Source organism: Streptomyces sp., from assembly GCF_036566765.1.
Lineage (GTDB): Bacteria > Actinomycetota > Actinomycetes > Streptomycetales > Streptomycetaceae > Streptomyces.
This window is the reverse complement of sequence record NZ_DATCVQ010000460.1, coordinates 1-10205: the sequence shown is the minus strand read 5'-3', so window position 1 is coordinate 10205 and position 10205 is coordinate 1. Positions and strand designations below refer to the sequence as shown.

Here is a 10205-nt window from a genome sequence, read left to right as displayed (position 1 = left end):
CCGTCTCCTCGTTGCGGCGCTGCTCCTGCCGCTCGGGGTGTGGCTGTGGCTGCGGACCATGCACCCCGCACCCTCCCGGACGCCCCACCCTCTTTCGCCCCGAGCGACGAGGGTGCTGGCCCTCGCCGTCGGTGTCGCTGGCGGCATCTACGGGATTGGGGGCGGCTCCCTGCTCGGGCCGATCCTCGTCGGCCGCGGAGCACCGGTCGCCACAGTCGCGCCCGCTGCCCTGGCCTCCACTTTCGTGACCTCCATCGTCGGAGCGGCTACCTACGCGCTGCTCTCCCTGACCGCTACAGGCGACGTAGCCCCCGACTGGCTGCTGGGCCTGTCCTGCGGAGCCGGGGGCCTCGTCGGCGGATACGTCGGCGCGCGCCTCCAGCCGCACTTGCCGGAGATCGCGCTTCGCCTTCTGCTCGGCACCCTCGCCACAGGCGTCGGCACGCTCTACGCCGTCCAAATCCTGCGCTGACCGTCCAGAGTTCCGTAGCCCCAGGCACGGAGGTGCTGTCGAAACTCGTTCTCACGTACAGAGTCACGACGTCACTGGACGCGGGGCCCGTGGAGCGCGCGCGGACGGCGGCCGCCGCGGTCCCCTGTTGCGGGTTGTGTGCAGCGAGGTGGCCTGGCCGAACATGCCCAGACCGCCCGCGCCCACTGTGTTCTCTCGCGCTGGGAGTGGATGGTCAGCTGCTGCAGCCCTCGCAGCAGCCCCCACCGGCCTTCGCCTCAGCGGTCTTTGCGGGTGCGGCACTCAGCGGGAGCAGCATCTTGGGGGCCGGGACGATGGTGAGAGTGCCGGCGGTCGGCCGGGCCGGGGGGGGCGGATGGGCGGGGCGGCCTTGTGTGCCGTACGGAGTGCGGGGTGGGTGGGCAGGTGCTTCTTGCGGCCGGCGCGGATGCCGTTGCCGATGACGAGGACCTCGGCGAGTTCGTGGCTCGCGACGACGGTGGCGAGACCGCGGCGACTGGGTCTCCGGTGTCGGCGGCCCATGAGTAAATGCGTGCGGCCGAGTCGCGCATGCCCAGCGCCAGCAGGTGGTGAGCCAGGCTGCGATGGCCGTTCCGGTTACCGCTCACGTCGTACGCCCGGCGAGCCAGGCGCTCAGCCTCCTCGATGATCTGTTCCGCCCGCTCGAAGCACCTGAGGTCAATGAGGCGACGGGTGAACCAGCGCAGCACGGTTACGTCGCCGCACGCAGCCGCCTTCAGATAGAGCTGTTCACAGTTCACCACTCCCAGGCGACGCGCGGCTTGGGCGAGTTCCCGCGTGTCCGTGTCCGTACGCGAGTGTGCCCCTGCTGCTGCCCACAGAGAGGGAGCGGGATGTTCCCTTTCTCTCGTTACCCGGCTCTTCTCATGGAGGAAGTCGGCAAGTTGGTACAGCGGGCTATCGGTAGGTGACTCGTAGGGACGAGGCCGATGGTGCAATCAGCGGCCCAGGAAGCTGACGATGCGGTCGAAGGAGCTTGGCCAGGTGGGAGGCGAACCAGTCCTCGTCCAAGCTGTGCCATGTGGAGTCATCCACGTAGCCCTCAGAGGCAACCCGCAGGAAGTTTTCGGACAACAGGGGACCATGTCCGCATCGACGTGCGTCCATGGCAGCGTGAAGAATGGCACGGGCCGCCCCTTCGGACTGCTCGTAGCGTCGCCATAGATGTGGGGCTCCAGCAAGGAACTGAGCGATGCGTCCACTGGCAGCACGGGTTCGGGCCAGCCTCAGGCGCGGGTCGGAGTTGACTAGAGTCTCAGCACGGGCCAACTCCAGTTCACTGAACGCGGCAGGCATCCTGACAGTGACCGCCAGGTCAGCGAGCTGATCCACCGCGCCTTCACGCGTGCGTCACCTTCCCGAGTGGGGAGCGGACGCGCTGATCGCGGCGGTGGAGCCGAACGCGTATGAAGGGCAGAGCGTGCCGGTTCTCGACCTCAACTGCTGATCGCCTGCCCGGCCTCGGAGCGACATGACATGGCACGGGCACCGTCGCGGTGCCCGTGCCATGCGTGTGAGCGAGCAACTCCGAGACGTGGTCGGTCTGGCACGTAGTCCCGTCCGCCGGATGTGCGCAGCTCAGCCGATGTCGAAGAGCGGCCCGTGATCGTCAGGCCGAGGTCGTCACCGGCGTACGAGAGGAACGCGATCAGCATCAGTGCCTCGCCGCCGAGGGCGGTGTCCTTCGTGAAGTGGGTCTGTTCCATCTGGCGTGCCTGTGGTTCTTGCTCCCGCCAGAATCCGTGCATCAGGACGGCCGTCGGGAAGGCGAAGACGGCTACGAGAAGCGCCCCGAGGTCTGCCCAGATACCAAGGGCGACGCCTACCCCTCTGGCAAGGATCACCAGGCCGCTGGCGACCGTTGCCGGGACGGCGGCCGGTACGCCTCTGGAGGCGGCGTACCCACCCATGGCCTTGATCCAGGTGGCCGCCTATCGTCTCCCCGGAGGTGCTGTCCATCAGGGGAGGGACGGGAGACGGCCACCGGTCAGCGCCCCACCCGCGGCGGCGGTGCCGGCGCCTACTCCTCGGCGCGAAGGTCGCCGAGGAGTCTGGCCTGGTCCGCCAGGACACCGGACAGGATCTCGCGGGCGACCCGGAGCAGCTCCGCAACGCGCGGGCTGGCCAGTGAGTAGTGGACGTTCGCACCCTCTCTTCGGGTGACCACCAGGTTCGCGCGGCGCAGCACCGCGAGCTGCTGCGAGAGATGCGCCGGTTCGATGCCGACCTTGGGCAGCATCTCGGACACCGCGTACTCCCGCTCGCTCAGGAGCTCCAGCACGCGGATGCGCGCCGGGTGCCCCAGCGTCTTGAAGAAGTCTGCTTTGAGCTGGTACAACGGCGCGCTCACCGAACCGGCCCCCTCCTCATCGACGGCCCGTCCGGCCGTACAGATCCATGGATACGGGCCATCCTCGCTCAGCCACACCCATGCGCCGACCTTCGTAATTGCCAAGATTGGAAATTGCGAAGGTCGAGAAGGGGGATCTCGATGCGCGTTCCGAGGCTTGCCGGCACGGACGGCTCTCTGCTGAGGTGCCCGTCCTGCCGCCTGAAACTGCTCCGGGCGGCTGCCACCGCCAGCGGGCAGTGTCCCCGCTGCGGCCACTCCCCGCTCCTGAGCGTGGACGCTGCGCGGCGGCACCGGAACCACTCGTCGCGACCCGGCGTGATCCCGTCCATGCGCTGACCGCGTTGGCGCAGCGGGGCGCGCGGGCCGCGACGCGTCAGCGCACTTCAGTGAGTCCTCCGCTGTGTCAGGTCACGCCTTCTTGACCACGCTGGACTTGAGCTGCATGGGGCCGAATCCTTCGACCTTGCAGTCGATGTCGTGGCCGTCCACGCCGTCCACGAGACGGATGTTGCGGACCTTCGTGCCGGCCTTGATGCCGGTCGGGCTGCCCTTGACCTTCAGGGTCTTGACGACGGTCACCGTGTCGCCGTCGGCAAGGACGTTGCCGACCGAGTCCTTGATCACCGTCTCGCCGGAGCTGGAGCCAGAGCCGGCTGCGGTCTCGTCGGCGACCGGGGACCACTCGTGCCCGCACTCCGGGCACACCAGCAGCGCGCCCATCTCATAGGTGTAGGTACCGGAGCACAGGGGACACGGGGGAAGCGTCTCGGGCACGGTCACGTCCATTTCGTTCAGGCGGTTCGGTCGGGTGCGGAGTGTGCCCCGCGCCCGCCTCCAGCGCGCGGCGACGGTGATGCGGGGCCACATCACGGAACCAATAATTGCATAATTTCGCAGTTCGTTAGATGCTCTATTGGCTGTGTCCGCAGGTAGCCGCGGGCACAGCACCAAGCAGACCCCGATGGCGAGGAGCGTTCGCGACCGTGCCGGTTCCGCTGTATCAAGCCAAGGCCGAGTTCTTCCGCATGCTTGGGCACCCGGTCCGCATCCGCGTCCTGGAGCTGCTACAGAGCGGGCCCATGCCCGTACGCGAGCTCCTTGCGGCGATCGACGTCGAGGCACCGGCGCTGTCGCAGCAGCTCGCGGTCCTGCGCCGGTCCGGGATCGTGACCTCCAGCCGGGAGGGATCGACCGTGATCTACACCCTGGCGGGCGGGGACGTCGCCGACCTCATGCAGGCGGCGCGCCGGATCCTCACCGAGATGCTGGCCGGGCAGAACGAGCTCCTGGTCGAGCTGCGGGAAGCCGAGGTCGCTGCCCGGTGAGCACGCTGTGGATGCGGCTGCGTTCGCTGCTGCCCACCCGTGCCGATGTCGCGGCGATGGGGCGCAGCCCTCGGCGGGACCTGCTGGCCGGGCTCACCGTCGCGATCGTCGCGCTGCCGCTGGCTCTCGGCTTCGGGGTTTCCTCGGGGCTCGGCGCCGAGGCCGGGCTCGCCACCGCCGTCGTCGCGGGTGCGCTCGCCGCGCTCTTCGGCGGATCGAACCTCCAGGTCTCCGGTCCGACCGGGGCGATGACCGTCGTCCTGGTCCCGATCGTGGCGCAGTACGGCCCGAGCGGTGTGCTGACCGTCGGACTTCTCGCCGGGCTGATCTGCGTCGGTCTCGCTGTGGCCCGGGCCGGCCGGTACATGGCCTACATCCCTGCCTCGGTCGTCGAGGGCTTCACCCTGGGCATCGCGCTGGTGATCGGCCTCCAGCAGATCCCCAACGCGCTCGGCGTGGCCAAGCCCGAGGGCGACCGCGTGCTCGTGGTGGCCTGGCGGGCCGTGCAGGAGTTCGCCCAGGCCCCTGACTGGACGGCCATCGGGCTGGCCCTCGGAGTCGCCGCCGTGATGCTGGCCGGAGCGCGCTGGCGGCCCACGATCCCGTTCTCGATCGTCGCGGTGATCGCGGCGACGGTCGTGGCGCAGGTCTTCCACCTCAGCGCCGCGCCGATCGGCGACCTGCCGTCCGGCCTGCCCGCCCCCTCCCTCGCCTTCCTCGACCTGTCCGCGCTGGGCTCGCTGATCGCCCCGGCCGTGGCGGTCGCCGCGCTCGCGGCTCTGGAGTCGCTGCTGTCGGCGCAGGTCGCCGACGGCATGACGGTGGGCCAGAAGCACGATCCGGACCGGGAGCTGTTCGGACTGGGCCTGGCGAACCTGGCAGCACCGCTGTTCGGCGGTGTCCCGGCGACCGGTGCCATCGCCCGTACCGCGGTCAACGTCCGCGGCGGCGCCTCCTCCCGGCTGGCCGCCCTCACCCACGCGGTGATCCTCGCCGTGATCGTCTTCGCCGCGGCCCCGCTCGTGTCGAAGATCCCCCTCGCGGCCCTGGCCGGCGTGCTGCTGGCCACCGCGCTCCGGATGGTCGAGGTCGGCGCGCTGCGCGCGATGGCGCGGGCCACCCGCTCCGACGCCGTCGTCCTGGTCCTGACCGCCGTCGCCACCCTGGCCCTGGACCTCGTGTACGCGGTGATCATCGGGCTCGTCGTCGCGGGCGCCCTGGCTCTGCGGGCCGTGGCGAAGCAGGCGCGCATGGACCAGGTGGACTTCCGGCCGGATCTGCCCGGCGAGCACAGCGACGAGGAACACGCCCTGCTGGCCGAGCACATCGTCGCGTACCGCATCGACGGCCCGCTCTTCTTCGCCGCCGCGCACCGCTTCCTCCTGGAACTGTCCGAGGTCGCCGACGTCCGGGTCGTCATCCTGCGCATGTCCCGCGTCACCACCATGGACGCCACCGGCGCCCTCGTCCTCAAGGACGCGGTGGAGAAGCTGAACCGGCGCGGCATCGCCGTCATGACCTCGGGGATAAGGCCCGGGCAGCGCCAGACCCTCGACTCCGTCGGGGCGCTCGATCTCCTGCGGTACGAGGGCCGCGAGTACGCCACGACCCCCGAGGCGATCGCAGGAGCCCGCGCCCACCTCCAGGGCGTCGGCCTCCTCCCCACCGTCCCCGACCAGCACGCCCGCACCACCGTCCAGGAGCACGTGAGATGACCGCCCCCACCCTGCGCCGCATGATCGACGTCACCGGAACCGAGGCACTCTGGCTGCTCGAAGGCGCCGCGCACGGCCGGCTGGTGTACCTGCGGCGCGAGCAGCCGGTCGTCCGCCCCGCGCTCCACGTCCTGGAGTACGGGCGCCTGATCGTCCGTGCCCCGGTCCAGGCGGACGCCGTGAGCGACCGGGTCACACTGACCTACCAGGCGGACGATCTCCGACTGCCCGTCGGCAGTGGCTGGAGCGTGACCGTCAGCGGACCGGCCGAACTGGTCGACAACCCTGTCGAGGCCGCGCACTACCGCCGCACGCTGCCGGGCTGGGCCTACGGACCGCACGACACGCTGCTGCGCATCACCCCCCAGACGGTCAGCGGCCACCGCCTCGGCACAGTGGAGCCCCGATGACCGCCGTGGAGGCGCTCCCCCACCGGCACGTACTGACCGCGCCCACGGTGCCGGCCTCGGTCCGGCTGGCCCGTGAGACCGCGGAGATGACGTACGCGTCCTGGGGAATCGAACCCACGCATCCAGCCATGGGGCCGACGCTGCTGATCCTCAGCGAGCTGGTCGTCAACAGCGTCCGGCACGCCGCCGTCTCCTCACCGAGCCTGACGGTCACCTTCGCCGCCGGCGAGTACACCCTCGCCTTCGCGGTCCACGACCGTCATCCGTACCACCCGGGCATCATCCCCAGCGCCGGCGGCGGCCTCGCAACCGTCGCCGAGGTGACGGCGCAGCACGGCGGCACCTGCGTGCTCAGGCGTGACGCGGACGGAGGCGGCAAGAGTGTGTGGATCACCCTCCCCCTGTGAAACCCCTGCGAGACCCCTGTGAGAGTGAAGGCGAGTTCATGACCATCGAGTGGCGTTACACGGTCCAGAAGGAACTGGGGGTCCTGTCCCTGGCCGGGTTCCTGGGGGCCGAGGCCGTCGACCGGTTCACCGGGGCGGTCGGCTGGGCGCTTGCCCGGGGCACGGGCCCGGTCATCCTGGATCTGACGAGCCTGCGCGGGTGGTCGGTCGGCGGGCAGCTTGCCGTCGCCGACGCCGCCCGACGGCTCGCGGCCGAGGGCCGCTGTCTCGAACTTGCCGCGATCCCCGCCGACGGCTCCCTCGTCCCCGACGGCAGTCAGGCGCCCATCCTCGTCCACTGCGACCTGCCGGCCGCGCTCGCCTCCCACCAAGCCGCGGCCGACGGCCAGCGCGAATGGTGCAGCGACGAGTGGCCGGGCACGCGAGGATCCGCCGCCATCCCGCTCGCGTAGCGGCTCGCTCGGGTACAGCTCGTGGTCCCACCTCTTGTCTGTGCGGCAGGGGATGGGACCAGGTCACTTTCCGCCATTGCCCGGCGAGCGGGGATGTCGCGAACCTCCCCCGTGAACCTCTGGAACGCCTGGTCACGTACCTGCCCCGGCTGTACGCAAACCACAAGCAGCGGCGGAACGCCAAGCTCTGGGACTGCGGCGGCGGCGCACCCACCCCGCGCATGGCCTACACCGCCACCTCGTTCGCCGAGCCGCTGCAGCGGGTCTTCGACGACGTACTCGCCCCGGAGCAGGACGTGAACGTCACCCACGCACACGAGTCCGCGTACCTCGTGGAGCGGGTCCGCTTCCGCAACCGGGTACCCGACCGGATCGAGCGCCGCCTGTACGAACCCGTGCTGGCCTTCCTCGCCCGCACGGGACAGTGGGCGCGGCGGCTGGCGGGCGGCAGCGTCCATCTGTATCTCGGCTATGGCTTCTTCGGCCTGTTGACCTTGCTGGTGGCGCTGGCGGTGGGCTGGTGAGCGCGATCGGATACGTGGCCGTGGTCGCCCAGGTCGTCGTGGTCGTGGGCGGTGCGCCGCTGCTCACCGGGCTGATGGGGCAGGTGCGGGCACGCCTGGAGGGGCGGGCCGGGGCCGGAGTGCTCCAGCCGTGGCGCGACACCCGCAAGCTGCTGCACAAGGAGCCGATCACCCCGATCGGGACCGGACCCGCCTTCCGTACGGCTCCGGCGCTGTTGGTGGCCACTGCCCTCGTGGTCGCCGCCCTCGTCCCACTGCTGTCCACCGAGACCCCGCTCGCCGGACGAGGGGACCTGATCCTGGTCGTGGCCCTGCTGGCCCTCGGCACCGTCGCCCTCGCCCTGGCGGGCCTGGACACCGGCACCGCGTTCGGCGGCATGGGATCTTCCCGGGAGATGACCATCGCGGCCCTGGCCGAGCCGACCCTGCATCCACGTGCATGCATCCACTGCCCGATGCTCCAGGTCAACCCCAAGATGCTGCCCCGCCTCGCGGAGATCGAGAAGGACCTTCTCCTCCGCCGCAAACGGGCCCAGGAAGAACAGTGGCTGGGCGAGGTCGAAGGCATCGACTCCACCCTGACTTTCCTTCGCGCCAAGCAAGCCGAAGCCGCACGCCTGACCAAAAGGCCGCTCACCGACCTCGGCATCCCCCGCCCTCGCCCCGAGGAGACCCAGTGATCTACGACGAACCTCGATCGAGTGAAGTGCAGAGAAGCCAACTCTCTCGCCGGGCCTTCCACCTGTTCGCGTCGGCGACCGAGCGGTGCGAGAAGGGGACCATCCGGCCCTCCCCTCGCTCACGACATGAAAAGAGACTGGGAGTGGACACCGATCAGGAGGCCCCCGATGAGCACTCCCCCTAACCCACGCCTCACCGCAGCTCTCTCCGCCGATCAGCGTGACCGGCTGTTGAAATGCGCCGACCCAGTGGACTTCCCTGAAGGTACCCGGCTGTTCGAGGAAGGTGGATACGCGGATCGGTTCTGGATCGTCCGTACCGGGACGGTCACCCTGGACGTCCGCGTACCCGGCAAGCGGCCCGCCGTGATCGACAGCGTCAGCGCCGGCGAACTGCTCGGCTGGTCGTGGCTGTTCGAGCCGTACCGCTGGCACTTCGGGGCCGAGGCCATGACACGGGTACGAGCGGACGAGTTCGACGCGGCGACCGTGCGCATGATGATGGACACCGATCCGAGCTTCGGCCTCGCCCTGGACCACTTCGTCGGACAGATGCTCGCCCATCGTCTCTTCTCCGCCCGCGTACGGCTGCTGGATCTCTACGCCCCGCACGGAAGCGGCCTGTAGATCCTCACCTCTCTGGGAGAAACGTGATGCCCGCCTCGCGCTACACCGTCAGCGACGTCATGACCCACACCGCCGTCGCCATCGGGCGTGACACGCCTTACAAGGAGATCGTCGCGCTCATGGACCAGTGGAAGGTGAGTGCCCTGCCCGTTCTGGAGGGGGAGGGACGGGTGATCGGGGTCGTGTCGGAGGCTGACCTGCTGCCGAAGGAGGAATTCCGCACGGACGAACCCCGCCCTGACGAGTTCGCCGCGGCGTCCAAGGCCGGAGCCCTGCGGGCCGGGGAGCTCATGTCCAGCCCGGCCGTGACCGTCCACCCGGACGCGACGCTCGCAGAAGCGGCACGGATCATGGCGACGCGGAGGGTGAAGCGCCTGCCCGTCGTCAACGGCGTCGGGATGTTGGAGGGCGTGGTCAGCCGGAGCGATCTGCTGAAGGTGTTCCTCCGTACGGACAACGAGATCGAGGAGGACATCCGACACTCCGTCCTCGGCGAGCCTGCCGTACCCGTGGGGCTGGATGTGACGGTCGCGGACGGTGTGGCAACGATCCGTGGGTCGCTCTCCGACCGATCGCTGGTGCCGTTGCTCGCACGCGCCGTGCGGGCCGTGGAGGGGGTCGTGGACGTCCGGATGGATCTCGGTGCCCATGAAGACGCCTCGTGACGGACAATCCTTATGGGGGCGGTAGGTACCCAACGATCACAGGGGTCGCCATGTCCGAACTGCCCGCGGCCGATGCAACCACCCGGGTCTTTCTCGTCGACGATCACGAGGTCGTCCGTCGGGGCCTTCGTGACCTGATCGACGACGAGCCCGACATGGAAGTGGTCGGCGAAGCGGCGACGACGGCGCAGGCGCTGGCCAGGGGACCCGCCCTGCGGCCGGACGTGGCGGTGCTCGACGTACGACTGCCCGACGGCGACGGCATCTCCGTGTGCCGGGAGCTGCGCTCACGGATGCCTGAAGTGGCGTGCCTGATGCTGACGTCGTTCGACGACGAGGACGCTCTTCTCGACGCGATCATGGCGGGGGCCGCAGGGTACGTCCTCAAGCAGATCAAGGGCTCCGATCTCGTATCGGCGGTACGGACCGTGGCCACCGGCCAGTCGATGCTCGACCCGGCCACCACCGCCCGGCTGATGCACTCGCTGCGCGACCCCGAGGCGGCGAAGCCGCCGGAGGACGAGCGGCTCGCGGCGCTGTCGGAGAGGGAGCGG

14 protein-coding genes are annotated in these 10205 nt (G+C 69.9%); 11 read left to right on the top strand and 3 right to left on the bottom strand.

Annotated features, from left to right (window positions below):
* Positions 1-472, top strand: a 472-nt coding sequence (locus VIU94_RS27340) for a TSUP family transporter (protein ID WP_331915104.1), incomplete at its 5' end; no start/stop codon positions are given.
* Positions 473-1929: 1457 nt separating this feature from the next.
* On the opposite strand, the gene VIU94_RS27335 is transcribed toward VIU94_RS27340, so the two are convergent.
* From VIU94_RS27335 to VIU94_RS27325, 3 genes are all read right to left on the bottom strand, one after another.
* Positions 1930-2403 carry a DoxX family protein gene (locus VIU94_RS27335; RefSeq protein ID WP_331915102.1) on the bottom strand — a complete coding sequence of 158 codons (474 nt, stop codon included), beginning with the start codon at positions 2401-2403 and terminating at the stop codon, positions 1930-1932.
* Positions 2404-2513: 110 nt separating this feature from the next.
* Positions 2514-2843, bottom strand: coding sequence for an ArsR/SmtB family transcription factor (locus VIU94_RS27330; RefSeq protein ID WP_331915100.1), 330 nt, complete (start codon positions 2841-2843; stop codon positions 2514-2516).
* Between the two features lie 411 nt (positions 2844-3254).
* Positions 3255-3620: a zinc ribbon domain-containing protein YjdM gene (locus VIU94_RS27325; protein WP_331915108.1), complete on the bottom strand. Its 366-nt coding sequence runs from the start codon at positions 3618-3620 to the stop codon at positions 3255-3257.
* Between the two features lie 209 nt (positions 3621-3829).
* Between VIU94_RS27325 and VIU94_RS27320 the strand changes: the two genes are divergently transcribed.
* From VIU94_RS27320 to VIU94_RS27275, 10 genes are all read left to right on the top strand, one after another.
* Positions 3830-4171 (top strand): ArsR/SmtB family transcription factor, encoded by a 342-nt coding sequence (locus VIU94_RS27320; protein ID WP_331915098.1) that lies wholly within the window; start codon positions 3830-3832, stop codon positions 4169-4171.
* Positions 4172-4182: 11 nt separating this feature from the next.
* Positions 4183-5886 (top strand): SulP family inorganic anion transporter, encoded by a 1704-nt coding sequence (locus VIU94_RS27315; RefSeq protein ID WP_331915106.1) that lies wholly within the window; start codon positions 4183-4185, stop codon positions 5884-5886.
* Positions 5883-6296 carry a pyridoxamine 5'-phosphate oxidase family protein gene (locus VIU94_RS27310; RefSeq protein ID WP_331915096.1) on the top strand — a complete coding sequence of 138 codons (414 nt, stop codon included), beginning with the start codon at positions 5883-5885 and terminating at the stop codon, positions 6294-6296. The genes VIU94_RS27315 and VIU94_RS27310 overlap by 4 nt, the downstream gene beginning before the upstream one ends.
* The gene (locus VIU94_RS27305; protein WP_331915094.1) at positions 6293-6703 is read left to right on the top strand and encodes an ATP-binding protein; all 411 of its coding nucleotides are present in this window, start codon (positions 6293-6295) and stop codon (positions 6701-6703) included. Before VIU94_RS27310 ends, VIU94_RS27305 begins: the two co-directional genes overlap by 4 nt.
* A gap of 38 nt (positions 6704-6741) precedes the next feature.
* Entirely contained in the window at positions 6742-7155 is a 414-nt protein-coding gene (locus VIU94_RS27300) for an STAS domain-containing protein (protein WP_331915092.1), read from the top strand.
* Between the two features lie 221 nt (positions 7156-7376).
* Positions 7377-7679: a hypothetical protein gene (locus VIU94_RS27295; protein WP_331915090.1), complete on the top strand. Its 303-nt coding sequence runs from the start codon at positions 7377-7379 to the stop codon at positions 7677-7679.
* Complete coding sequence (locus tag VIU94_RS27290) at positions 7676-8359, top strand: respiratory chain complex I subunit 1 family protein (protein ID WP_331915088.1); 684 nt, start codon at positions 7676-7678, stop codon at positions 8357-8359. The genes VIU94_RS27295 and VIU94_RS27290 overlap by 4 nt, the downstream gene beginning before the upstream one ends.
* Positions 8360-8527: 168 nt before the next feature.
* Positions 8528-8986, top strand: coding sequence for a Crp/Fnr family transcriptional regulator (locus tag VIU94_RS27285; protein WP_331915086.1), 459 nt, complete (start codon positions 8528-8530; stop codon positions 8984-8986).
* Between the two features lie 26 nt (positions 8987-9012).
* A complete protein-coding gene (locus VIU94_RS27280; protein WP_331915084.1) occupies positions 9013-9651 on the top strand; it encodes a CBS domain-containing protein in 639 nt (212 codons plus the stop codon).
* 50 nt (positions 9652-9701) lie between these two features.
* The coding region (locus tag VIU94_RS27275; protein WP_331915082.1) for a response regulator at positions 9702-10205 on the top strand (504 nt) is incomplete at its 3' end.

Bases quoted from the DNA above. Each gene is read 5' to 3' on its own strand.
- VIU94_RS27310 (WP_331915096.1), top strand. From the start codon at position 5,883: ATGACCGCCCCCACCCTGCGCCGCATGATCGACGTCACCGGAACCGAG.
- VIU94_RS27295 (WP_331915090.1), top strand. From the start codon at position 7,377: ATGGCCTACACCGCCACCTCGTTCGCCGAGCCGCTGCAGCGGGTCTTC.
- VIU94_RS27305 (WP_331915094.1), top strand. From the start codon at position 6,293: ATGACCGCCGTGGAGGCGCTCCCCCACCGGCACGTACTGACCGCGCCC.
- VIU94_RS27300 (WP_331915092.1), top strand. From the start codon at position 6,742: ATGACCATCGAGTGGCGTTACACGGTCCAGAAGGAACTGGGGGTCCTG.
- VIU94_RS27280 (WP_331915084.1), top strand. From the start codon at position 9,013: ATGCCCGCCTCGCGCTACACCGTCAGCGACGTCATGACCCACACCGCC.
- VIU94_RS27285 (WP_331915086.1), top strand. From the start codon at position 8,528: ATGAGCACTCCCCCTAACCCACGCCTCACCGCAGCTCTCTCCGCCGAT.
- VIU94_RS27315 (WP_331915106.1), top strand. From the start codon at position 4,183: ATGCGGCTGCGTTCGCTGCTGCCCACCCGTGCCGATGTCGCGGCGATG.
- VIU94_RS27335 (WP_331915102.1), bottom strand. From the start codon at position 2,403: ATGGGTGGGTACGCCGCCTCCAGAGGCGTACCGGCCGCCGTCCCGGCA.